Consider the following 23744-nt stretch of genomic DNA (forward strand, 5'->3'; position numbering starts at 1 on the left):
CTTGAAGGAAGGGGCCCGAGATTACCCCTTGGTTTCGCGCAAGACGCGCGATCTGCTGAGCCTCTCCCGTGCGGAGCGCCAGTTATTGCCGACCAGCAGCGAGCCGATCAGAAGCAGGCCGATAATCATGCCCTGCGCATCGCCGCCGATCTGGTTGAGCGCCAGCACGTTGCGAAGGATGGCAATCAGGGCCAACGCAAGCATGACACCAGTTAGGCGCCCCCTGCCGCCAAAGACGCTGACGCCGCCGAGCAGCACAATGGTGATGACGTCGAGCTCCATGCCGAGCGCATTGTTGGCGCGCGCGTTGGAGAGGCGCGCGGTATAGACGATGCCCGCAATGGCGGCGACGACACCCGAGACGACGAACAGGTTCAGGACCATCCGGCGGGTGTTTATGCCGGAATAGCGCGCCACTTCGGGGCTGCCGCCGAGCGCGTAGATGCGCTTACCGGTCGGCGTCTTCTGGAGCACGATCGCAAACACCGGCGCCAGCACCAGGAAAGGCATGATGGTCCACGGTATCTCGGTGCCCGGCAGGTTGTTGATGCCGAAATCCACGACTGCAGGCGGCAGGATGTTGACCGAGCCGGTGCCGAGAAGAATGTAGCCAATACCTCGATAGAGCGCCATGGTGCCGAGCGTCACAACCAACGACTGCAGTCCAAGGCCCGACACCAGATAGCCGTTGAAAGCGCCGAGCAGACCACCGGCGATGAGCGTCAGCGGGATTGCAGCAAGCGTCGGCACGCCCGCTTGGACCAGTAAGCCAAAGACGACGGACGTCAGCGCCAGCACCGAGGCGATCGACAGGTCGATTTCGCGGGTGATGATGAGCAGCGTCATCGGCAGGATCAGCAACGCCTTTTCCGAGGCACTCGCGGCCAATTGCGAGAGATTGAAGCCAGAGACGAAATTCGGCACGAAGATCGCCGCGTAGAGGAAGATGGCGAAGCAAGAGGTCGCCAGCAGGAGATCCCAAAAGTCGATCGATCGGATGAATTTTTTCATCTCGCCCTCGCCTGTCTTGCCTGCTCCGCGCGCCGCACGATGAAGGTGTCGATGCCGATGGCGACCAGGATCACCAGCCCGTAGACGCCCTGTAGCCACAGCGGGTCGACGCGCACCAGCGTCAGTCCGTTCTTGATGACCAGCAACGTGAGCGCTCCGAGGATGATGCCGAGCAGCGTGCCCGAACCACCGCGGATGGCGACGCCGCCGACCACCGCCGATGCGATCACGGTGAGTTCGAAACCGAGCGCGACGCGGGCGTCGATGGTCGCATAGCGGGATGCCCACAGCGCGCCGCATAGGCCGCCGAGCAGGCCGGCCATGCCGAAGGCCAGCAGAATGCGCCGGTCAACGGGGATGCCGATAAGACGTGCGCCGTCCGGATTGGAGCCAGCGGCGAACAGTTCCCGCCCGACCGCAGTGCGATAGAGCAGCACGTAGCCCAAGCACAGGATGACGATGGCCATGGCGACGATAAGCGGCACCCCGGCGATCTTCAGGCCAGTCATGTCGAGCCAGGCTTGCGTTACTTCATCTGCGCTGATCTGGTCGCCAGCTGCCCAGATCGAGTTGAAGCCACGAAAAATCGACATCGACGCCAGTGTGACGACGATGGCTGGTATCTTTCCCCTGGTGACAACAAGGCCGTTGATCAGGCCGGCGACACCACCGACGGCGCATGCGGTCGCGAGACCGATGCCGATGTCGAGCCCTGGATAGGCCTGAACCATGCTGGCCGCCATGTAAGCCGACAGGCCAATCACCGCAGCGATAGAAAGGTCGATGTTGCGGGTGATCAGCACCAGCATCTGAGCGAGTGCTGCGACTACGAGCAGGGCAGCATCCATCGACACGGCGGTCAGGTTTGCCGCACTCACCATGCGCGGGTTGATAATGGTGACCGGGATGGCAACCGCCAGCATCGCGGCGAGCAGGCCGAACTCTCGTCGCTTCAGTATGTCGAGTGGTCCTTTTCTCTTCTCCACGCGGGCGGCTCGTTCCGCCTGTGCTGCCGGGCCGGCGCTTTCGTTGGCCTTCGTGGCTGCTTCCAGCACCTTTTCCTGGGTGGCTTCGCCCCTGGCAAATTCGGCCGTCTGATGACCTTCGCGCAGGACGATGATGCGGTCGCACATGCCGATGAGCTCGGGCATTTCGGAGGAGATCAGGATGATAGCCATGCCCTGCGCGGCAAGGTCGGCGATCATCTGATGCACTTCCGCCTTCGTGCCGACATCAATCCCTTGCGTCGGCTCATCGAGGATGAGGACGCGCGGCTCGGTGCGCAGCCATTTGGCCAACACCACCTTCTGCTGGTTGCCACCGGACAGTTCCTTCACCGGCTGCCCGTATCCGGAAAAGCGAAGCTTCATGCGCTTCAGCCAATCCGAAACCAGACCGATCGCGCGGTCCGTGCCGTAGAGGCCGGAGCGAGCGGCCCTGTCGAGGACGGGCAACACCGCGTTGTCGAGGATAGAAAAATCCATCACCAGGCTCTGGCCCATGCGGTCTTCCGAGACATAGGCAATACGCGCATCCATGGCGTCGCGCGCCGATGCGAAGCGCACAGCCTCGCCGTCGATCAGGATTTCGCCGACATCCGGCTGGTCGATGCCGAACAACACGCGCGCGATCTCGGTCCGTCCGCTGCCGACCAGGCCGCCGAGCCCCAGCACCTCTCCAGCGTGGAGCTTGAGGTCGATGTCGGAAAAGCCGCCGGCGTGCGAAAGCCCCCTCGCCTCCAGCACTAGCGCGCCGGTGGCGTGGTTTCGTTCCGGATAGAGGTCGGTTACGTCGCGGCCTACCATCATGCTGATGGCAGCCGCGCGGCCAAGCTCGGCCTTCGGCTTGACGCCAATGAGGCGCCCGTCGCGCAGCACCGCGATACGGTCGGCGATGCGGAAGATCTCGTCCATGCGGTGGCCGACGAACATCATCGCCACGCCATGCCGCCGCAGATCGGCGACGACGGTGAACAGCCGCTCGACCTCGCGCTGCGACAGGGCGGCCGTCGGCTCGTCCATGATCAGCACCCGCGCGTCGAGCGACAGGGCGCGGGCGATCTCGACCAGTTGCTGTTCGGAGGTGCGCAAAATTCCGAGCCGGGTTTCGGCTGGCACGTCGAGGCCGACTGTCGCTAGCACCTTGCGTGCCCCGGCAAGCATGGCGGCGCTGTCGATGCCGCCGAAGTGGTCCCGCGGCATATGGCCGAGATAGATGTTTTCCGCGACCGAAAGATCGGGGAACAGGCCGGGATGCTGGTGCATAACCGCAATTCCGGCGGCCTGGGCGTCGTGCGGTGTGTGGAAAACCACAGGCGTGTTATCGACTTCGACATGGCCACCGGTAGGGGCATGCACGCCGGCCAGCAATTTCACGCAGGTGCTCTTGCCGGCCCCGTTTTCGCCAAGCAGAGCCAGCACCTCGCCCGAGCGCAATTCGAAGGATGCATCCTTGAGGGCAATCGTGCCACCGAAGGCCTTTGTCGCCTGAACCAGGGCAACGGGGACAGCCACATCCCTCTTTGCCGCGGCATCGGCTTCGCCATATGCGCCCAAGTGCAGCACTTTTCCTCCCTGGTCTTCTTTTTTCAATTTGCTATATTAAATAGGCCCAGGCGGCAACAGGAAATTGACTTCTATGGCCCCTATGGGCACTGTCGCGTCGCGCAGGGTCGCGGCCGAAGTGCCTCGACCGCAGCGGCTTCAGAGCTGTAAGCGGCCATCGTGGCTCCGCGGGAAATAATGGGGAAGCGCCAGTTTTGTCCGGAAAAGGCAGCAATTCGGTCAAGGTTCGGCATTATAATGAGCGCTTCGTGCTTGATGCCATCCGCCGCCTGAAGGAGGCATCCAAGTCCGATCTGGCGCGCGCCGCAAATCTGACGCCGGCCGCGGTCGCCACCATTGTCGACGGGCTGGAGTCGTCCGGATTCGTAAAGCAGGTGGGAAAAAGGTTCGGGCAACGCGGATCGCCGTCCACTCTCTATAGGCTTATCCCAGAGCGCATCTACAGCGTTGGTATCAAGATCGGCCGGCGCGCGCTGGAAGCCGTGCTCGTCGACTTCGCCGGCGAGGTCCGCTCCCGCGAGTCGCACGAATATCGCTTTCCGGACCCCGATCTGGTGCTCAAGGCCGGCAACATGTCGCTGGCCAATTTCAACAAGCTGGTCGAGGGGCTTGGCGATGCCAGCATCGTCGGTGTCGGAATCGCTTCGCCATATTTCCTCGGCGGCTGGAGCGAGGAGCTCGGCTTTCCCAATGACCTCGGTAGCCGCTGGGAAGCGATCGATCTGTCTACTTTCTTCGCTACAAAGCCGAAGACCCCAGTTTTCGTGGAAAACGACGCATCATCGGCGGCGCTCGCCGAACTCATCCAGGGGAGCGGCGCGCGGTTCCGCGATTTCATGCATATTTCGATCGACACCTTTGTCGGCGGTGGATTGGTGCAAGGCGGCAAGGTCCATACCGGACCGCACGGTAACAGCGCCGCGCTCGGTCCTTTGCCGGTCTCGCCTTCAAGCCTAGATTCTGTGGCAGCCAAGCCGGCGCGTTATCAAAGCCTTCTGCATCGCGCCTCAATTTATGTGCTGGTCAATCATCTCAAGTCGCGCGGCGTCGAGATCAATCGTGTTCGAGAACTGGATCCATTGCCGCCGGGGGCGCGCGAGCCCCTGTCCGAATGGATCGACGATTGTGCCAATGCGCTGGTCGAGGCGATCATCGCCATCACCTCCGTCATCGATATCGAGGCGATCGTTCTCGACAGCATCCTGCCGCGGCCGATCCACCTCGAGCTGCTGGCAAAGGTGCAGACCCAGTTCAACATGATCAGCGCCATCGGCATCGTGGCTCCGGAAATCGTGTCGGGACAATTCGGCCCCGAGGCCTCGCCGATCGGCGCAGCGATGTTGCCGTTCTCGGCACTGCTGGCCCCCGACAGCGGCGTGCTGATGATCGGCAAGGACAGAACAATGTTGCTGGGCAGCCTTTCGAGGCTTGCCAGCCAAAGCCAACCAGCAGGAACCTCAGCGATTTCAACGAAATGATCTGGTGCTGCGAGGGAGGACTGACTGATCTCTTCGGCGCTCGGTGAATGTCGCTGCACGCAACACTTGGGTCTGGTTCTACAACTTAACGACTGCTTTGCGCCAACAGCGGACGCTTGGCGCCAATGTGCCAAACGTCTTGATTGGGCCGATGAACGAACCCGCTGCGCGGGAGGGCGCCTGCGATTGAGGTAGAGATCGGGGACCGGTCGTCGCGCCTGCATTGAGCGTTGTTCGGCGGCGGCAGAGCATGACGGGCTTCTTCAACAAGGAGCCTGACCATGACCCATTCCGCTCTCGATGCCCCCATCGGCCCTTTGCGCCAGCGGTTGACCGACGACATGAACATGCGGCGTTTCTCACGGGAGACGCAGCGCAACTATCTCCGCGACATCGGACGCCTGGCGACGTTCCTCGGGCGTTCACCAGACACAGCGACCACCGACGACCTGCGCCAGTTCCAGATCGAGCAGCAGGACGACGGTGTTCCCGTGCCGACGATGAACAGCATTGTGTCGGCGCTGCGCTTCTTCTTCACGCATACGGTCGATCGTCCCGATCTGGCGCGCAAGCTCGTTCGTCTGGCGCACCCGCGCACGCTGCCGGTGGTGCTGAGCCGCGACGAGGTCGCCCGGCTGCTCAACGCCACCACCTGCCTCAAGCACCAGGCCGCCCTGTCGGTCGCTTATGGCGCGGGCCTGCGCGTGGCGGAGGTGTCGACGCTGAAGATCGCCGACGTCGATAGTGAGCGCATGCTGCTACGTGTCGAGCGCGGCAAGGGCGGGCGATACCGGAACGCCATGCTGTCGCAAGACCTGCTCTTGTTGCTGCGCCAGTGGTGGAAGGTCGGACGCCAGCAGGGCGTGATGCACCGCGACGGCTGGCTGTTTCCGGGGCAGCATGCGATGAAGCCCATCAGCACCCGCCAGCTCTATCGCGTGGTCGTCGAGGCAGCGCAGGCGGCCGACATCGCCAAGCGCGTCGGGCCGCACACGCTGCGCCACAGCTTCGCGACCCATCTTCTGGAGGACGGTACCGACATCCGGGTCATCCAGGTGCTGCTCGGGCACGCCAAAGCTAAATAGCACCGCCTTCTACACCAAGGTTGCAACCCGCACGGTGCGCACCGTCACGAGCCCGCTCGACAAGCTTGGCCTCTTCAAGCCGGAAGAGATCTCACCCGACGGCTGAGCGTGCGCGCCTCGATCGAGGTTGCCGACATCTTCCGCACTGCCGGGCCCGCCTACCGGGCCGCCCATGCAGGGCATCTGACACTGCAGCAGCTCAAGGTCATGTCGGCGATCGAGCACTGCCGCACCGCGGCCCTTGGCGGTCACGTGGAGGCCTGCGAGGACTGCGGCCACTGGCGCATCGCCTACAACTCCTGCCGCAACCGGCACTGTCCAAGGTGCCAGGGTGCCGCGGCGCGGACATGGCTTGCCGAGCGCGAGGCCGACCTGCTGCCGGTCGGCTACTTCCACGTCGTCTTCACGCTGCCGGCCGAGGTCGCCGACATCGCCTTCCACAACAAGGCGGCGGTCTACGACCTGCTGTTCAAGGCGGCGTCGGAGACGATGCTGACCATCGCGGCCGATCCGAAGCATCTGGGCGCACGCATCGGCATCACCGCCGTGCTCCACACATGGGGTTCGGCGATGACGCATCATCCGCACGTGCACATGATCGTGCCAGGCGGTGGCATCTCGCCGGACGGAAGCCGGTGGATATCGTCGCGTCCCGCCTTCCTGCTGCCGGTGCGGGTGCTCGGCAAGCTGTTCCGCCGGCTGTTCCTCTCCCGGTTGGTCGCGCTGCACGACGCTGGCCGGCTCGCCTTCTTCGGCGCAATTGCTCATCTCGCGGAACGGCGGGCATTCCTGCGCCATCTGTCGCCGATCCGGAAGAAGCGCTGGGTGGTCTACGCCAAGGCGCCCTTCGCCGGCCCGGAAGCGGTGCTCGCCTACCTGTCGCGCTACACCCACCGGGTGGCGGTCTCGAACAGCCGCCTCATCCGCCTCGACGAGAGCGGCGTCACCTTCCGCTACAAGGACTATCGTCGCGAAGGCGCCGACCGGCAGCAACTCATGACGCTCGCGACCGACGAGTTCATCCGCCGCTTCCTGCTGCATGTCCTGCCGCGTGGCTTCCATCGCATCCGGCATTGCGGCCTGCTTGCCGGTTCTGCTCGCAAGGCCAGCCTCGCGCTTGCTCGTGAACTCCTGAACGTCGCCGCACCGTCCGACGATGACACCACGGACGAACCGGACAACTTTCGCCCGCCATGCCCCTGCTGTGGCGGCCGCATGATCGTGATCGAGGTGTTCGAACGATGGAGGCAGCCGCGCGGACCGCCACACGGTTCCCCGTCGACCGGGAGCAGCACGCCATGACCCAGCATGGAAAGGTTCAGCCTTCAACTGCAGGCACTCAGCCTCCGGCAACGGATCGACGCACGTCTATGGTGATTATCGACTCCGACAGAGCCGCGCCCAGCCGCCCACCGTTCGGACAACACCGCGCGGAGGCGCAACGAAGCGGTCTGTCCGCATTCACCCCAGAGCTCCTCGACGGCGGTCGCGCCATCGCCGACATCTGCCGAAATCCGAAATCCCCATAGCCATCGCCTGTGGCCCGCGGGTTCCTTCCTCGGGGACTTTCGTACGCCTGCCGGCGCCCGAAACTCTTCACGGAAGCGGACCGGCTGCAATCATCGCGGAACTATCAGAAAGCGGAAGTAGCGACAGCAGCAGATCGCTCATCTCACCCCGACAAACGACGCGTGGTGACCAGACGGGCGGGACGCCAAGCGTGTCGTCACGGTTGGGCGGAACGCCGCCGAGCGGCGTCCCACGGCTTCGTTCACAAGCCTAGTTCTTGACCACGTCCTCCAGGAAGAACCGGCCCAGCGGATTCTGGTAAAAGTTCTCGATGTTCTTACGCGAGACGTTGATGAACGGGCTGTAGTACAGATCGATCCAGTTGACGTCCTCTTTGGCCATCTTCTGCAGGTCGGTGTACATTTGCTCGCGCTTGGCCGGATCCATCTCGGTGCGCGCGGCCGCGACCAGCTCCTTGACCTTCTCGTTGTTGTAGCGGGTCATATAGTTCATGTTCGCGTCGTGGCCGAGCACGAAGGTGGTCTTCTGGTCTGGGTCCAGGATGTCGTTGGTCCAGTAGTTGACGCCGACGTCATAGTCGCCGGCCACCAGCATGTCCCATTCCTGGCTGGGGTCGACCTTCTGTATGTTGACGGTGACGCCGGCTTTGGCGAGCTGCTGCTGCAGCAGTACGGCCGTCTGCTCGACGATCTCGTCGCCGGCGCGCACGACGTAGTTGAGCGTCAGATCCGAAGCCCCGGCGTCGGCCAGCATCTGCTTGGCCTTTTCCGGATCGTAGGGCCGCTTCAGATTGTCGGCGTAGTAATAGAGCGCGCCCTTCGGGATGTAGGAGTTTGCGACCTCGCCGTAGCCGAACGTTACCGTGTCGACAACAGCCTGCTCGTCGATGGCCATGTCGAGGGCCTGCCGCACCTCCTTCTTCGCGAGCGCGCCATGCTCGTGGTTAATCAGCAGGTGATCCTCGCGGGTCGACGGGTCCAGATGGACGGTGAGGTTGGAATCCTTCTGCAGTTCGGCGACGCGCGAGAATGGCACGAAGATCGCGGTGTCGAGCTGGCCGGCCTGCACGTTCAGCATGCGGGTGTTGTCGTCCGGCACGGAGATCCACTCGATGCCATCGAGACTCACACGATCGGCCTCCCAGAAATGCGGGTTTTTCGCCAGGATGACACGGTCGCCGCGCCGCCATTCCGTGATAGTGAAGGCGCCGGAGCCGATAGGCGTTTCGGCATATTTCTCCGGGCCGAGCGTCTCGAAGGCCTTCTTGGAAAGCACTGAGGCGATCGGGAATGCCAGCGTCGCCAGGAATGGCGCGGTCGCCTGCTTGAGTTTGATCGTGACGGTCTTCGGATCGGTTGCCTCGACCGTATCCATCACCTTGAAGGGATCCGCCCACAGCGAGCCCTCGTCGTCCCTGATGCGGGTGAGGCTGAACACCACGTCCTCGGCCGTCAGGTCGGAGCCGTCCGAGAACTTCGCGTCGCGCAGCTTGAGCGTATAGGTGAGGCCGTCCGGGCTGACCTCCCAGCTCTCGGCGAGACCGGGCTCCAGTTCGGTGCCGGTCTTGTCGACGCGGATCAGCACGTCATAGACGTTTGCGAACACCCACAGGTCGATGTTTTGGGCGGTCTTGATCGGATCGAAGGTGGTCGAGTCCTCGCGCCGACCGATCGTCAGTACGCCGGCGGCTTCTGCGAGCGTCGCCCCCAGGGACAGGCTGGTCATAACGGTGACCAAGCCGATGCGCATCCATTTGCTTCTTAACATCCGTATTCCCCTTCTGGTTTGCCTCTGGTTTTCAGTTTGCGACCCCGTCGGCCTGCGCGGTCGCCATCTTCGAGGGAGCAAGCAGCGGCTTGTCCGGATCGATATGCGGAACGGCGGCGATCAGCGCGGCGGTGTAGGCATGCTTCGGCCGGGAGAACACCTCCTCCGACCGACCTTCCTCGACAATCGCGCCGCGGTGCATCACCACTACACGCTGGCAGAGATTACGCACGATGGCGAGATCGTGCGCGATGAATATCAGCGTGAGCGACATACGCTCCACCAGTTCGCGGAACAGCTCCACGATCTGCGCCTGGATGGTGACGTCGAGGGCGGCCACGCATTCGTCCGCGATGATCAGTTTCGGGTCGACGGCAAGCGCGCGAGCTATGCCGGCGCGCTGGCATTGGCCGCCGCTCATCGTGCGCGGCTTGCGGTCGAGGAACGCGCGCCCCAGGCCGACCAGGTCGAGCAGTTCGCCGCAGCGTGCTGGTATTTGCGCGGTCTCGATCTTGCCCTGTACCCGCAGGACCTCCGCCAGCATCTTGCCAACGGTAAGATGAGGGTTGAGGGCGTTGTAGGGGTCCTGGAAAACCATGGCGGTTTGGCGTCGCAGCCTGGCGAGGACTGCGCGACCCGAGGCGATGTCCGCACCATCGAAACGTATCGTGCCTGACGAGACCGGCGTAAGGCCAAGGACGGCGCGCGCCAGAGTGCTCTTGCCGCTTCCGGATTCGCCGACGATGCCGACCGTTTCGCCCGGCATGACACGGAGCGTGACCTCTTTGACGGCATCAACCGCGCCTCGCCGGAACAGGCCGCCGGTGGCGAAGCGTACATGCAGCTTCTCGATGTCGACCAGCGGCACCGCTCCGGGTGCTTGGCGCTTCCCAGTCTTTTCCGGCATGTCCTCCTCCGGCAGCGAGGGATGACTGGCTATCAGCGAACGGGTATAGGCGTGCGCCGGCGCCGCAAGCAGACCGCGCTTCTCTCCAACCTCCACCAATCGACCTTGCCTCATCACCGCGACGCGGTCGCAGACTTGGGCGACGATGCCGAGATCGTGGGTGACCAGGATCACCGAGAGTCCACGCCTCGCGCGGATGTCCATCAGAAGCCGCAGGATCTGCGCCTGTATCGTCACGTCGAGTGCCGTCGTCGGCTCGTCGGCGATCAGGATCCTGGGATTGCTCGATAGCGCCGCGCCGATCATGGCGCGCTGGCGCATGCCGCCGGAGAATTCGTGCGGATAGCTATCGTAATGCCGAGCCGGATTCGGAAACCCGACCTGGGCGAGGATATCCACTGCCGCGGCGCGCGCCGCCCTGGCGTCCAGCCGCTGGTGAAAGCGAATCCCCTCGGTGATTTGGTCGCCGATCCTCATGACCGGGTCGAGATGGCTGCTCGGATTTTGGAAGATCATGCCGATTTCGCCGCCGCGCACGGCGAGCATCTCGGCCTCCGGCGCAGTCGTCAGCTCACGCCCGGAAAGTGTGATCGAGCCGCCGCTGATCCTGAGCCGGCTCGATGGCAGCAGTCTAACGAGGGAGCGGCAGAGAAGGCTCTTGCCCGACCCGCTCTCGCCGACCAGCCCGAGCACTTCTCCCGGAGCGAGGTCGAGCGACACGGCGTCAAGCAGGGTACGCTCCCCGCCGTCACCGTCGTGGACGACCGTCAGGTCGGTGATTTTGAGCAGCGCCGCGATCATTCGTGAACCCCGAACAAATCGGCCAGCCCGTCGCCGATCATGCTAAAGGCAAAGGCGAGCGTCACGATCGAAAGCCCCGGGAACAGCGTGATCCACCACGCGGTGGTGACGAAGGCTTGGCCTTCCGCCACCATCACGCCCCACTCCGCGACTGGCGGCTGGACGCCGAGCCCGAGATAGCTGATGGCCGCGCCATTCAGCAGGACGAGGACCGCGTCGGACATCGCGAAGACGACCGAGCCGGCAGCGGCGTTGGGCAGGAGGTGCCGGAACATGATGCGCGTGCGGCTGAAGCCGAGGCTGACCGCGGCAACCGCGTAGTCGTGGTTCTTGAGCACGAGCATCTGGGCGCGGACGAGCCGCGCGTAGGACACCCAGCCGACGAGGGCCATGGCGATGTAGAAACTGGCCAGGCCCGGCCCCAGGATCGCAATGATCGATAGCATCAATACCAGGAACGGGAAGGCCAGGATGATGTCGACCAGCCGCATGAAGATGGCGTCGACTATCCCGCCGAAGAAGCCGGCTACCGTGCCCAGCGTGGTGCCGATGAGAAAGGGAAAGATGACGCCGATGACGGCGATCTTCAGGTCGATGCGCGTACCCCAGATGACGCGCGAGAGGATGTCGCGGCCGAAATTGTCCGTCCCGAACAGGTGCAGCCAGGACGGCCCCTGGAGCCGTGCTGTCGCGTCCTGTGCGATCGGATCGTAAGGCGCAATCAGCGGCGCGCCGAGCGCCAGGACGACGAACGCGCCAAGCAAAAAGATGCCAGCCGCCAGCGTGCCGCGGCGAGAGCGGCCGCTCCTGCCGAGCGCGGGGGCGGCAAAGGGCTCGCTCACAGCTTTACCCTCGGATCGAGAGCCACCGTGACGATGTCGGCCAGGAAGTTAATCAGCACGGTGGCGCAGGCGAAGACCATCGCCACGCCCTGCACGACCATGTAGTCGCGCGAGAAGATGGCGCGCACCAGCAGCTGGCCCATGCCGGGCAGCGCAAACACGGTCTCCACCACGACGGTGCCGCCTATCAGCCAACCTATGTTTACGGCGAGAAGGTTGACGGTCGGCACGAGCGAATTTGGCAGCACGTGGCGCCAGAACACGATGCTCTCCGGCATGCCGCGCGCGCGTGCGGCAGTCGCCACGTCGGACCTCAAGCCTTCGACCATCGCGGCACGCAAACTGCGCGCCAGAACGGTCGACAGCGACAGCGAGACAGTGAGGCTCGGTAGCACGAGATGCGCAAGCTTTTCAGATAGCGTGTTGCCGTAACCGGACACCGGGAGGATGGCGAGTTCGACGCTGAATAGGATGATCAGCATCAGGCCGAGCCAGAAGGGCGGGAAGCCGATGCCCAAGGTGGAAACGATGCGGATCACCTGGTCCGCCAGCCTGCCGTGATTGCGCGCCGCAATCGCCGCCACCGGCACGGCGATCAATACCGATAGCACCACGCTGCAAAGCACCAACATCAGAGTAGGCTCGATGCGCGTGGCGATCAACTTCAGCACATCGATCTTGTAGAGGATCGAGCGCCCCATCTCGCCGTCCGCGAGGTTGCGCAGGAAGTAGAAATACTGGGCGAGCAGGGGCTCATCGAGGCCGTACTGCGCGCGGATGCGGGCGATCGCTTCCGGGGTGGCGCGGGTGCCGAGCAGAACGCGAGCGGGGTCGCCAGGGATCAGCCGGACAAGGATGAACGTGATGACGCTGATGCCGAACAGCACCGGCAGGAACTGAAGCGGGCGGTATAGAACGAACCTATAGCGGTGCATGGCCCTGAGGGGTTTCCCCCTCCGCTCCCTTCCACCTGCATTCCGCCTGCATCAGCCTGCCTTGTTGCGCGAGAGGAACCCCAAGAGGATCGGATAGTATGCAACCGGGTTCTCGTAGAAGGGCATGTGACTCGCATTCGGGATGATGTGCAACTCCGACTGCGGCAGGCCAAGCTTCATGCGCAGACCACAGGCTGGCGTCAGTTCGTCGTGCTCGCCATGCGTGATCAGCACCGGCACCTTGATCCTGGGCAGGTCGGGCACCCGGTTCCAGTCCTTGAGATTGCCGATGTAGAGAAACTCGTTCGGACCTTGCATGGTCGCGTAGGGTCCCATGTTCCAGTCGTCTAGCGAGCGGCGCACCGGCGCCGGCCATTCGGGCAGGCGGCAGACATGGCGGTAGTTGAGGATCGTCACCGCCGCCATGTATTCCGGATGATCGTAGGTTCCCTGCGCCTCGTGCTTCTGCATCATCGATACGGTCTCGGGTCCCAGCGAGGCGCGCAGGCGTTCCAGTTCCAGCACAAGATGCGGCATGTCGGCGACGGTATCCTCGAGGATCAGCGTCTGCAGGTTCTCCTGGTAGGCAAGCGCATAGTCGATCGCCAGCCAGCCGCCCCAGGAATGACCCAACATGTGGACCTTGCCGAGCCCCAGCCTCTTGCGAACCGTCTCGGTCTCCTCGACGTAGCGCGCGATAGTCCACAACGAGGTGTCCGTCGGCCGGTCGGAGTCGCCGGTGCCAAGCTGGTCGAACGCCACGACCCTGTATCCCTGATCTACCAGGCAGGAGTGCGATTCGCGAAGGTAGTCGCAGGGCAGGCCAGGCCCGCCGTTGAGGCAGAACACCGCCTCGCTGCCGGAGCCGAAGCTGTAGGCGACGACTTTAAAGCCGTCGACGTTTACCTCGATGCGATCGTCGGCCGCCATCTCACGCCACATGATACGCTCCGAATGCACAGCTTTTAGGCATGCTCATATTTTAAGCGAAACGTTGTGAGTGCGTCAGCTATAAGAAGTGATAGGGTGGGTCCGGGAGGGTGTCGACGGAAGAGCTCATGCTGGACGAAATCACCACGATCAGGCGGCGTTTCGCTCGCCATGGCACCCTGGACGGTTGCATCGACGAGGCGTTCGTAGCGATGCGCGGACTCGGCTACGAGGCCTTGATCTACGACTATACGCCCGTGCCTTACGACCTCGACGGCTCGATCATGATCCCGTCGATGCTCAAGCTGCGCAACATCGATGACGACATGTACGACTATTGGTGCGATCGCGGCTACTTCCGCATCGATCCCGTGCAACTCGTCGCCGCGCACAGTTCCAGGCCCTTCGCTTGGAACTACGACGATGGAGCCGACACGGAAATACGCGCGCTACTCAACGAGACGACGGAGCCGGTGGCGCGATATCTGCGAGAGCGCGATCTCACCCGAGGCGTGACGATCCCCATTCATATGCCGCGCGGCGGCTATGCCACGGTCACCGGAGTACGTTTCGGCGCCGGAGAAGATGTTCCGCGCGATCCCGGAAGCATCGCCCAGTTCGGCCTGCTCGCGCATGTTTTCCATGACGCGGCCTATGCCTACTACAACCGCTCGACCCTCAGTCCGCGACTGCCGGCGCTGACCGAGCGTGAGCGCGAGTGTCTCCGCCATTCGGCACATGGCCTCTCTGCCAAGGAGATCGCGCGCATCATCGGGCGCTCGGTTCCCACGGTCGTCATGCACCTCACGGCCGCCGCCAGGAAGCTGGGCGCCAGGAACCGCACGCAGGCCGTCATTCGCGCCGCGCATTTCCGCCTGCTCGACAACTGACGGAGAGACCCTATCACTTTTCATAGCTGCCGCCTCGGGCAGGCTCGCCCTATGATGCCTGCCGCAACGAGGAGAGCCGCCGTGACGGAAGCGAAGGAAGGCCATGTCGCGTTTCGCGGCTACCGCACCTGGTACCGCATCGCCGGCAACCTAGATTCGCCGAGGCTCCCCCTAGTGGTCGCCCATGGGGGACCAGGCTGCACCTACGACTATGTCGACGCTTTCAAGGACATCGCGGTTCTCGATGGCCGGGCCGTGATACACTACGACCAGCTTGGAAATGGCAACTCCACTCGGCTGCCGGAGAAGGGATCGGACTTCTGGACCGTCGACCTGTTCCTAGACGAACTCGATACGGTGTTGCGGTCGCTTGGGATCGAGCAGCGCTACGCCTTCCTTGGCCAGTCTTGGGGCGGTATGCTCGGCGCCGAGCATGCCGTGCGCCGGCCGGAGGGCCTCAAGGCCCTGGTGATCGCCAACTCGCCGGCCAACATGCGCACCTGGGTGTCCGAGGCCAATCGGCTGCGCCGTGAACTGCCTGCCGACGTCCAGGCTACGCTCACACGGCACGAGTGCGCCGGCACGATCACCGATCCTGAATATGTAGCAGCCTCGCGCGTGTTCTACGACCGACATGTCTGCCGGGTCGTGCCATGGCCGCCGGAGGTGGCGCGCACCTTCGCCATCATGGACGAGGACAACACGGTCTACCGCAACATGAACGGCCCTACCGAATTCCACGTCATCGGCACGATGAGGGACTGGACCATCGAGGACCGGCTGCCCCACATCGCGGTGGCGACACTGCTGATTTCGGGCCGCCACGACGAGGCCACGCCCGAGGTAGTCCGACCCTATGTGGAGGGCGTTCCGGGTATTCGATGGGTCCTTTTCGAGCATTCGAGCCACATGCCGCATGTCGAGGAGCGGGAACTCTGCATGCGAACTGTCTCGGACTTCCTCAAGACGCAGGACTGAGGAGCAACCGGCAAGCTTCGGGACGCGGGATGCACCTTTCTCACCTCCCCGAGGTCAGCGCCAGACTTCTCCATCTGATGCGTCGGCTCCAAGGCCTCCACGCGAGGGCAGCGCAATCCTCAACAGGCCGGCTCGAAGCAGTGAGAGATAGTTTGGCGACCACCGCCTCGGGTCCCTCGAACGACGGCTAGCGTAGACCACACAGCGCGCTTCCGGATCGGCACCAAGTGGCACAAGAAGGCTTGAAGGAGCTGAGCCGGCACGCGTCGCGCAGCGGCGCGCGGCGCTCAACATCAAGCCGCATCAAGGATGCCGGATACACGTCAGCAGTCGTGACCATGAACCGGGATTCAGCTAGCCTGTTGCTATCGAGCGGGTTCATATACGTACCCCCACATGAGCATCCGAGCGACCGGATCGAAGAGCTGCTGCTATGAAACGAGAGGCTCGTCCGTTCGCCGGTGCACGACGGACTTGTCGAGTGCCTGCACCTCGCCGCCGCCACCTCTGGCTTGAGGTAAGCTTACCTCGAGCACGTTGTCCTACACGACGCCCGACGTGGTTCTTGAGATCACCGCCCCTCATAACGTTCGGCCTGTTAGCGCGGACGTTTTTTGCCGAGAGCCGTGTGTTCAATCAAATCGTCTGTCTGTCGTTCGCGGTCATCGTCATAGATGGCGACAACGCGCCGTATGCCAGAACTACGTCGCGGATACGGCTTCGCTTAAGGGGGCTTTGGACTTGCGAAACTCGCTTGATGCTATCCTGAAACAGCAGCCAATCACAAAAGGATCTGTCAATTAACAGGCTCAGCTCCTGGGCTTGGCGCTACCATCTACCCCGCTGGCAAATTATCCGAGTCAGCAGGCGGGCCGTCCTCGGCAATCTCCTGCCTGAGTTTTGGCCCTTTGCTCAGTCTGCGGCCAAGTGCGTCGACGAACCCGTCATAGCGCTGCAGTCCCTTGGCGCGGGCTTCAGCCTGAGCGGATTCCGGCAAAGCCGGTGTCGAGCTGAGCCAGAAACGCACGAACAGCGCCAGCGTCTCGATCGCGATCCCGACATCACGCTCGACGCGCTGCACACGTCGGTCGATCTGGTCCAGGCGCCTTGTGATAGCCGCCTCCTTCCGCTCTTCGGCGTCCGGTGAGAAAAAGGAAGCGATTGCAGCCTCGGCTATCAATGACAGGGAGACCTCGCGCCGCGCCGCGTAGTCGGCTAGCGCGTTCATGACATCAGGGTCGAGATAGGCCGAGAGACGTTTTTTCTTTGCGTTCTTCATGGACTCAAAGTTCGATGCCGTCATTGGGATCGAGAGCGGCTTGCCGTGCCGTACGCCGCATGACCTGATCGACCGAGCGCCGACGGACCGCATCATCGTCGGGCTCGTCCCGGTCGAGATCAAATTCGTTGTCGCGCTGTGCTGTTCGCTCCGGCGCGATATCCTCATGTTGGGGAATTTCAGGCTGGCGGCGAATGCCGCCATTTGCCGGATCCTCGTCCTGCCAATCCGTCGAGGGCTGGAGAGGATTATCTTCCAATGCCACGACAACCGTTGCAGCGGTCCAGTCGTCGGGATGTGAAGCCCCTTCAGTGCTTCCGGGTTTCGGCGGCGCCACGACTCTTTCGGCAAGGCGCGGATCGGTGAAGTAGCGTGCTTTCTTTGCCCTGATCGGAAACAGGCCCGACACCATGACGATGGCGTCGGTTGGAGGCAGGTGCATGATCTCGCCGGGTGTCATTAGGGCGCGGGCCGTCTCCTGCCGGGAGACCATCAGGTGTCCGAGCCAAGGCGACAATCTGTGGCCGGCATAATTCTTCATGGCTCGCAATTCGGTTGCGGTTCCAAGCGAGTCGGAAACGCGCTTGGCCGTGCGCTCGTCATTGGTAGCGAAGCTCACGCGTACATGACAGTTGTCGAGGATGGAGTTGTTCGGCCCGTAGGCCTTCTCGATCTGATTGAGCGACTGCGCGATCAGAAAAGACTTGATGCCGTAGCCCGCCATAAAGGCGAGCGCGCTTTCAAAGAAATCGAGACGACCGAGAGCCGGGAATTCATCGAGCATCATCAGCAGCTGCTGTCGTCGCTCCTTCGCATGTAGATCCTCCGTCAGCCTGCGGCCGATCTGATTGAGCACCAATCTGATTAGCGGCTTAGTGCGACTGATATCGGATGGCGGGACAACCAGGTAGAGTGTCGTCGGCTGCTCGCTCTGGACAAGGTCGGCAATCCGCCAGGCGCAGCGTGATGTCACCTTTGCCACGACCGGGTCGCGATAAAGCCCCAGAAAACTCATGGCCGTCGAGAGCACGCCGGATCGTTCATTCTCCGACTTGTTGAGCAGTTCCCGTGCAGCCGATGCCACAACGGGATGCGGACCGCCCTCGCCCAGGTGCCGCGTCAGCATCATGGTGCGCAACGTTGTCTCGATCGGCCGTTGCGGATCGGAAAGGAAGTTGGCGACGCCGGCAAGCGTCTTGTCCCTCTCAGCGTAAAGAACATGCAGGATGGCGCCGACCAGCAGAGCGTGACTGGTCTTCTCCCAGTGGTTTCGACGCTCTAGCGAACCTTCGGGATCGACCAGCACGTCAGCGACGTTCTGGACATCGCGCACTTCCCATTCACCACGGCGGACTTCCAATAGAGGATTGTACGCGGCAGAAGCTGCATTGGTCGGATCGAATAGAACCACGCGGCCGAAGCGCGCTCGCCACCCAGCCGTCAGTTCCCAGTTTTCGCCCTTGATGTCGTGCACGATCGCGGAACCCGGCCATGTCAACAACGACGGAACGACCAGGCCGACACCCTTGCCGCTCCGGGTCGGCGCGAAACACAACACGTGCTCTGGACCGTCGTGCCGCAGATAATCCGCATCGAGCTTGCCTAGCACTACGCCATCTGGACCGATCATGCCTTCGGCCCTGATTTCGTCACGCATCGCCCAGCGCGCCGAGCCGTAGGTTGCCGTATCCTTTGCCTCCCGTGCCCGCCATACCGACATCCCTATAGACACAGCGATCGCGATGAGGCTGCCGCTTCCCGCGATCGCAGCGCCCTCTAGGAACACCTCCGGCGCGTAGGCATCATAGAAAAACCACCACCAGAAAAATGCAGGCGGTGGATAGATGGGCTGTCCTACCAGTTCGAACCATGGTGGACCGAGTTGGCTCTGAAAGCCAAGATGCCATGCCGTCCACTGCGTCGCGCCCCATGTCGTCGACAGCACAATCAGAAAGATAGCAAGAACTTGATCCCATAATACCTTGGTCGCCGGCACTTGTCGTTTCCCCGAACTGATTGATCGGATGCAAACAGAAAAGGGTCGAGTATCCAGATCTGCAAGGCTGACGGAGCGATCAAAAGCAACGGTGCGTAGCCGGAAGTGGAAAGACTTGCCGAATACGATCTCGGATTTCCCTGGGGATCAGATTTGGACGCATCTGTCTCGACCATACGAAGACCAATCTCAGCCTCGTCATAGCCGTCAGCCTAGGTCGAGGATCGTATCCGGCTGTTACCTATGTCTCTGGGTCGGACATGTTTTCTGGTCGGAGTGGCAGGATTTGAACCTGCGACCCCATCGTCCCGAACGATGGAGATTGCCAGTAAAGCCGCAGATTCCTGGGCTCTTTCGTCACCTTCGCTTGCCAATGATCGTGTTTCGTCTTGGTCTTTCTGTGGGGAAGCTGTTGGGCGATGGCCCGGCGTTCGTGCTTTCCTCACCACAGTGAGAACGGTCTTCGGCGCTTTGGTAACAACGTATTTCTGCGTGATCTTCTCGACTGCATCCGCCTGAAAATCGGGGTGGTGGTGACCGTAAGTGTCGATTAGGACATCCACGGTGATGCCGAGAAAGCCCGCCGCCTGCCACACGTCGGCGCCAGCCTGCATCAACCAAGTCGCCGCGGTATGGCGGAAGATGTGCGGTGTGACATCGGGACCGAGGCCAGCGGCTTTTCGCGCCGTCCTAAAGCTCTTGTTGATCGTTTCCACAGGCTTTCCATTCCACTCGACGACAAAATCCTGCGATATCTTGCGGCCTATATTCTCGCTCTTGCCGCGCCCCTTCGTCTTGATATCGAGATCCGTGCACGCCCAGCGACGCAGATGCGTCAGCAGCCGGTTAGGCAGGCGCACGGGCGGCTGGCGCTTCTTGGTCTTCTTGGCACCATCAGCGCGGCGGTAAAAGACGCCGCGGTCGAGATCCACATAACCATGCCCTTCCGTTAGACGGATGGCGGCACCGCAGATCGCGGCCGAGCGCGTCCCCGTATAGAGCGCGACGAGCATGAAGCGGGCGAGATGGCGTCCGGTGCGCCGGCTGCTCTCCTGGCCCTTCCATTTCTGCTTCATGCGCCACGCAGCCCAGATGAGGGCGGCCGCTTCACTGCGCGTCAGCCAGCGCTCGCGTGGCCCAGGCTTCTCAGGCAACGGAATCGTCGGTGCGACTGTCGTATAACCTTCCTTCCAGTAATAGTTGATGGCCGCACGAAGATCCTCAAGTTGACGGCGTGCCGCGGCCTTGGTCGGCCTGGACGCGACGTAGTCACGGCAGAGTTTGCCGTTGATATCGGCGAGCGTTTTTTCGCCAAAGAAATCGAGGATCTTATCCAGCCTGGCCGCCGTCTCTTCTGGCGCGGCATGCTTCGGCGCAACCTCGTCCAGATATACGTTGACCACATCGGCGATCAAGACGTGATCGGCACCACGTCCACGCTCGCGAGCTGGGTGGTATTTGTTGGCGATATGGACCGCGAGCGCCTTTTCATTTTCAATTCCTGGACGGCCTTTTTCGCCGCCGCCAGCGCTGATGAAGGTTGCGCTGTCCCGGACGAACCATCCGGCCTTGTTTCGGAGCGTACCGTTCTTTTTCCAGCTTTCGTCCCTCCAGACGAGGCGTGGCCCTTTCGACGTCCGCGGCATAGTTCCCTCATTCTGGCGATCGCCACCAAGGTGACGTACTCCTTTCCCGCGATTAACTCCGTTTCAAGTCGACCGGCATCGCGTTCCTTGCGCAAGCCCGCAGCGCCCATCGAGCCGTCGGGAAAGGCAATTTGCGCAGCAATCTCAATGCGTAGAGGCGTGGTATCGTCAAATTGGTCTGGGATTTTCAATGCGGAGCCTCAGGCAATCTCAATACTCCGATCGCTTCGCTCGAGAAGAGACGGATCATCTGTATCGTTGAGCGCGCTTCTTCTCTGTCTCGCCGCTCTGGACACCCTGCCACATGAGATTTCTCCTAAATTCAGGGCTGCGAAAAGCGGCACCTGGAGATGCTACGGCAAAGATGCTTCTTTGACCTGCTAATGGGAAAGGTCGCATTCCTAACCATTTGGGAAATGCAGGTTCTACGCCCCTTCTCGCGTCCGAATCTGCGGATCGTCTCGGATCGTTAGACTAGAGGTGTGCCGCACCTGAGTAGGAATGAAGCGCCTTCCTCCGTTCCGAGGCGGTCTTCTTCATCCCCCACGCTGAACCGGACGTGCAATTTTCCAAGCATCCGGCTCTCCATATGCGGCCTACCCTCCTTGGGATGAAAAGCATGCCCACACGACGTCCGGCCGGGCGCATTTTTCCGCTATCAGGATAGTTGAAGCCTTCCTGCGTATCGGCAATCCTGCATCGACGCTCCCATGCACAATCCCTCTTGAGGAACTTGTCTCCCGCTCACTTTTCGCCCCACGCTGCACCGTTTGGGGTCGTACCCTTCAGGGCTGGTCGGCCTCACCCGGAATCCTTGCTTCTGGTTCCGAGAGCTAGAGGGCTGCGCTTGGCCCACTGACGGGTTGGAGGTCGAGAGAGAGGCTCCCGGCCGCCCGTCGCGGAGTACATCCCTATGGCTACTGCCGTTCAGAAGATCACCCTGTCGTCCTCGCGCGACATCCCCTTCAACAAACTGGTGCTTTCCCAGTCCAACATCCGGCGTGTGAAGGCCGGCGTCTCGATCGAGGATCTGGCGTCCTCGATCGCCCGTCGCGGCCTGATCCAGAGCCTCAGTGTCCAGCCCGTCTTCGATGCTGATGGCAACGAAACCGGCATGTTCGAGGTACCGGCGGGTGGGCGGCGCTTCCGCGCACTCGAGCTGCTGGTGAAGAGCAAACGCCTCGCCAAGACCGCGCCCGTCCCATGCATTGTCCGGGACCGTGAGAGCGACATTTTAGCCGAGGAAGTCTCGCTTGCCGAAAATATCGAGCGCGCGCCGCTTCATCCTCTCGATCAATTCCGCTCCTTCCAGGACATGCTGGTCAAAGGCATGACCGAGGAGGAGATCGCCGCGGCGTTCTTCTTGCCCGTCAACGTGGTGAAGCAGCGACTGCGCCTGGCGTCCGTTTCTCCTGCGCTCCTCGACGTTTATGCCGACGACGGCATGACGCTGGAGCAACTCATGGCCTTCACAGTCTCCGGCGACCACGATCGTCAGGCGCAGGTCTGGAATGCGATCAAGGACGCGTGGTCGAAAGAGCCGTACCAGATTCGCCGCATGCTCACCGAGACGACGGTACGCGCCTCCGACAAGCGGGCCGTCTTTCTCGGCGTCGAGGCCTATGTGGCGGCCGGCGGCATCGTCATGCACGACCTGTTCCAGTCCGATGACGGCGGCTGGCTGCAGGACGCGGCATTGCTCGACCGCCTTGTCGCGGAGAAGCTCAAGGCCGACGCCGAAGCAATCGCCGCTGAAGGCTGGAAGTGGATCGAGGTCGCGGTCAGCTTTCCCTTCGACGCCATGCGCGGCTTGCGTGAGGTTTCCGGCACGCCACTCGACCTGACTGCCGAGGAACAGGCAACAATCGAGGCGCTCAACGCCGAGTACGCCAAGCTCGAAGCGGCTTATGAGGATGCCGACGAACTGCCCGACGAGGTGGATCTGCGGCTCGGAGAGATCGAGACCGCGCTCGCGAACTTCGACGAACGCCCGGTACAATTCGATGCGGCCGATATCGCCATCGCCGGCGTCTTCATCAGCATCAACGCCGACGGATCGCTCTCAGTCAATCGCGGCTTTGTTCGGCCCGAGGACGTCCCGGCGGTATCGGTCGACGGCGCGGATGGATCGGAGATTGACGACGGTGGCTCGGTCGATCCTGGCAACCCGACGGTGCAGCGTGCCGTTGTCACCATCGGCGGCCAGATGGTCGGCTCCGAGGAAGACGAAGACAACGCTATCAAGCCGTTGCCGGATCGTCTGGTGACGGAGCTGACGGCCCACCAGACGCTGGCGTTGCGCGATGCTCTCGCCGGCAATCCGCATGTCGCCATGACCGCGCTGCTGCACAAACTGGTCACCGACACCTTTCAGCATCACTCCACGACCGGTTGCCTGGAGGCCTCGGTCCGTCACATCTTCTTGCCCGTCCAGCCGGACGAGTTGAAGAACAGCCCCTCGGCGACGTCGGCGGTCCAACGGCATGAGGCGTGGAAATCGGTCCTGCCGGCCAGTGACGACGGACTCTGGGACTGGATCGCTGCGCTCGACGATAACAGCCGCGCAGCGTTGCTTGCCCATTGCGTCAGCTTCGGCGTCAACGCGCTTTACGAGAAGGCAGATCGCTATGGTGGTGGCGCCGTCTCGGCGCATGGCGTCCAGCAGCGGATAGCCCAAGCTCACCGGTTGGCGCGCGCCGTCGGTCTCGACATGGTAAAGGCAGGTTGGGCGCCGACCGTTGGGAACTATCTCGGTCGCGTCACTAAATCTCGAATTCTCGAGGCGGTGCGCGAGGCGAAGGGTGAACAGGCCTCGCAGCTCATAGACCATCTCAAAAAGGACGACATGGCGAAGGAAGCCGAGCGCCTGCTGGCTGACACCGGCTGGCTGCCCGAACCGCTGCGCCTCGCTGACCTTGATGGCGGCAGTGCCGGCATGGATAGCGCTTCTGCAGCCGAAGGTGATGAGGATTCACTTCCTGAGTTCCTCACAGGCGAGGTCGAAGACAGCGAGCCGCACATGGTCGTCGCTGAATAGATCGCCTCGATCGGAGCGGCTTCGGCCGCTCCGCTTCCGCCTCTGATCACCGACAGACGCCCGCGCCT

The 23744-nt window shown here is 62.5% G+C and carries 15 protein-coding genes and 1 pseudogene; 6 read left to right on the forward strand and 10 right to left on the reverse strand.

Annotation, left to right across the window (positions count from 1 at the left end):
• Positions 1-21: 21 nt before the first annotated feature.
• Entirely contained in the window at positions 22-1011 is a 990-nt protein-coding gene (locus EN885_RS01790) for an ABC transporter permease (RefSeq protein ID WP_128242425.1), read from the reverse strand.
• Positions 1008-3575 carry an ATP-binding cassette domain-containing protein gene (locus EN885_RS01795; protein ID WP_245492980.1) on the reverse strand — a complete coding sequence of 856 codons (2568 nt, stop codon included), beginning with the start codon at positions 3573-3575 and terminating at the stop codon, positions 1008-1010. Before EN885_RS01795 ends, EN885_RS01790 begins: the two co-directional genes overlap by 4 nt.
• Positions 3576-3823: 248 nt before the next feature.
• Between EN885_RS01795 and EN885_RS01800 the strand changes: the two genes are divergently transcribed.
• The 3 genes and pseudogenes from EN885_RS01800 (at position 3824) to EN885_RS01810 (ending at position 7440) form a co-directional block, all read left to right on the forward strand.
• The gene (locus EN885_RS01800; protein WP_245492981.1) at positions 3824-5053 is read left to right on the forward strand and encodes an ROK family transcriptional regulator; all 1230 of its coding nucleotides are present in this window, start codon (positions 3824-3826) and stop codon (positions 5051-5053) included.
• Between the two features lie 281 nt (positions 5054-5334).
• Positions 5335-6244 (forward strand): annotated as a pseudogene (locus EN885_RS01805) (tyrosine-type recombinase/integrase).
• 2 nt (positions 6245-6246) lie between these two features.
• Positions 6247-7440 carry an IS91 family transposase gene (locus EN885_RS01810; RefSeq protein WP_126106633.1) on the forward strand — a complete coding sequence of 398 codons (1194 nt, stop codon included), beginning with the start codon at positions 6247-6249 and terminating at the stop codon, positions 7438-7440.
• Positions 7441-7917: 477 nt separating this feature from the next.
• Here EN885_RS01810 and EN885_RS01820 read toward each other — a convergent pair whose 3' ends face one another.
• Genes EN885_RS01820 through EN885_RS01840 form a run of 5 tightly spaced genes read right to left on the reverse strand, consistent with a single transcriptional unit; the run spans position 7918 to position 13862 of the window.
• Positions 7918-9417 carry an ABC transporter substrate-binding protein gene (locus EN885_RS01820; protein WP_128242498.1) on the reverse strand — a complete coding sequence of 500 codons (1500 nt, stop codon included), beginning with the start codon at positions 9415-9417 and terminating at the stop codon, positions 7918-7920.
• A gap of 49 nt (positions 9418-9466) precedes the next feature.
• A complete protein-coding gene (locus EN885_RS01825) occupies positions 9467-11143 on the reverse strand; it encodes an ABC transporter ATP-binding protein (RefSeq protein ID WP_128242427.1) in 1677 nt (558 codons plus the stop codon).
• Positions 11140-11925, reverse strand: coding sequence for an ABC transporter permease (locus EN885_RS01830; RefSeq protein ID WP_245492990.1), 786 nt, complete (start codon positions 11923-11925; stop codon positions 11140-11142). The genes EN885_RS01825 and EN885_RS01830 overlap by 4 nt, the downstream gene beginning before the upstream one ends.
• Positions 11926-11981: 56 nt before the next feature.
• Positions 11982-12920 (reverse strand): ABC transporter permease, encoded by a 939-nt coding sequence (locus EN885_RS01835; protein WP_128242429.1) that lies wholly within the window; start codon positions 12918-12920, stop codon positions 11982-11984.
• A 51-nt stretch (positions 12921-12971) separates the two neighbouring features.
• Entirely contained in the window at positions 12972-13862 is an 891-nt protein-coding gene (locus EN885_RS01840) for a proline iminopeptidase-family hydrolase (RefSeq protein ID WP_128242430.1), read from the reverse strand.
• Between the two features lie 116 nt (positions 13863-13978).
• Here EN885_RS01840 and EN885_RS01845 point away from each other — a divergent pair, with 116 nt between their 5' ends.
• Positions 13979-14740 carry a LuxR family transcriptional regulator gene (locus tag EN885_RS01845; protein WP_128242431.1) on the forward strand — a complete coding sequence of 254 codons (762 nt, stop codon included), beginning with the start codon at positions 13979-13981 and terminating at the stop codon, positions 14738-14740.
• Between the two features lie 54 nt (positions 14741-14794).
• Complete coding sequence (locus EN885_RS01850; RefSeq protein ID WP_128242499.1) at positions 14795-15718, forward strand: proline iminopeptidase-family hydrolase; 924 nt, start codon at positions 14795-14797, stop codon at positions 15716-15718.
• An 835-nt stretch (positions 15719-16553) separates the two neighbouring features.
• Here the strand turns inward: EN885_RS01850 and EN885_RS01855 are convergent.
• From EN885_RS01855 to EN885_RS01870, 3 genes are all read right to left on the reverse strand, one after another.
• Positions 16554-16997 carry a CopG family transcriptional regulator gene (locus EN885_RS01855; protein ID WP_128242500.1) on the reverse strand — a complete coding sequence of 148 codons (444 nt, stop codon included), beginning with the start codon at positions 16995-16997 and terminating at the stop codon, positions 16554-16556.
• 4 nt (positions 16998-17001) lie between these two features.
• Positions 17002-18993 (reverse strand): conjugal transfer protein TraG, encoded by a 1992-nt coding sequence (locus EN885_RS01860; RefSeq protein WP_128242432.1) that lies wholly within the window; start codon positions 18991-18993, stop codon positions 17002-17004.
• A gap of 212 nt (positions 18994-19205) precedes the next feature.
• Positions 19206-20639, reverse strand: a complete 1434-nt coding sequence (locus EN885_RS01870) for a site-specific integrase (RefSeq protein ID WP_164897758.1) — start codon at positions 20637-20639, stop codon at positions 19206-19208.
• 913 nt (positions 20640-21552) lie between these two features.
• On the opposite strand from EN885_RS01870, the gene EN885_RS01875 reads away from it, so the two are divergent.
• Positions 21553-23676 (forward strand): ParB/RepB/Spo0J family partition protein, encoded by a 2124-nt coding sequence (locus EN885_RS01875; RefSeq protein ID WP_128335155.1) that lies wholly within the window; start codon positions 21553-21555, stop codon positions 23674-23676.
• Positions 23677-23744 lie beyond the last annotated feature (68 nt).

The organism is Mesorhizobium sp. M6A.T.Cr.TU.014.01.1.1, from assembly GCF_004022765.1.
Classification (GTDB): domain Bacteria; phylum Pseudomonadota; class Alphaproteobacteria; order Rhizobiales; family Rhizobiaceae; genus Mesorhizobium; species Mesorhizobium mediterraneum.

What these genes read in the sequence shown, in the direction of transcription:
- EN885_RS01825 (WP_128242427.1), bottom strand. Translation starts at nt 11,143, where the DNA reads ATGATCGCGGCGCTGCTCAAAATCACCGACCTGACGGTCGTCCACGAC.
- EN885_RS01820 (WP_128242498.1), bottom strand. Translation starts at nt 9,417, where the DNA reads ATGCGCATCGGCTTGGTCACCGTTATGACCAGCCTGTCCCTGGGGGCG.
- EN885_RS01875 (WP_128335155.1), top strand. Translation starts at nt 21,553, where the DNA reads ATGGCTACTGCCGTTCAGAAGATCACCCTGTCGTCCTCGCGCGACATC.
- EN885_RS01835 (WP_128242429.1), bottom strand. Translation starts at nt 12,920, where the DNA reads ATGCACCGCTATAGGTTCGTTCTATACCGCCCGCTTCAGTTCCTGCCG.
- EN885_RS01840 (WP_128242430.1), bottom strand. Translation starts at nt 13,862, where the DNA reads ATGTGGCGTGAGATGGCGGCCGACGATCGCATCGAGGTAAACGTCGAC.
- EN885_RS01790 (WP_128242425.1), bottom strand. Translation starts at nt 1,011, where the DNA reads ATGAAAAAATTCATCCGATCGATCGACTTTTGGGATCTCCTGCTGGCG.
- EN885_RS01870 (WP_164897758.1), bottom strand. Translation starts at nt 20,639, where the DNA reads ATGCCGCGGACGTCGAAAGGGCCACGCCTCGTCTGGAGGGACGAAAGC.
- EN885_RS01855 (WP_128242500.1), bottom strand. Translation starts at nt 16,997, where the DNA reads ATGAAGAACGCAAAGAAAAAACGTCTCTCGGCCTATCTCGACCCTGAT.
- EN885_RS01850 (WP_128242499.1), top strand. Translation starts at nt 14,795, where the DNA reads ATGCCTGCCGCAACGAGGAGAGCCGCCGTGACGGAAGCGAAGGAAGGC.
- EN885_RS01845 (WP_128242431.1), top strand. Translation starts at nt 13,979, where the DNA reads ATGCTGGACGAAATCACCACGATCAGGCGGCGTTTCGCTCGCCATGGC.